The organism is Paraburkholderia sp. JHI2823 (assembly GCF_038900695.1).
GTDB classification, from domain to species: Bacteria; Pseudomonadota; Gammaproteobacteria; order Burkholderiales; family Burkholderiaceae; genus Paraburkholderia; species Paraburkholderia mimosarum.
The window spans coordinates 1-258 of the sequence record NZ_JAYMRY010000391.1 but is presented as its reverse complement, the minus strand read 5'-3'; the positions used below and the strand labels follow the sequence as shown (position 1 = coordinate 258).

Below are 258 nucleotides of genomic sequence, written 5' to 3'. Positions count from 1 at the left end.
CGCTGCGTTAAAGCGCTCACACTTGTCGGCTGTAAGAAAGACAGACTCAGGGGTCTGTAGCTCAGTCGGTTAGAGCACCGTCTTGATAAGGCGGGGGTCGATGGTTCGAATCCATCCAGACCCACCAACTTTTGCGATGATCGTTAGTGCTTCAGCACTTACGAGCATCCCACTCTGCCCGCAGGGCAGAGCCCGGAAGCGCAAACGCCTGGGTCTGAATGGTTTATGAGCTGGGGGATTAGCTCAGCTGGGAGAGCA

At 55.8% G+C, this 258-nt stretch carries 1 tRNA gene; it reads left to right on the top strand.

What is annotated here, in order from left to right:
* Positions 1–50 precede the first annotated feature (50 nt).
* Positions 51–127: transfer RNA gene (locus tag VSR34_RS39120), tRNA-Ile, on the top strand.
* Positions 128–258: the final 131 nt, after the last annotated feature.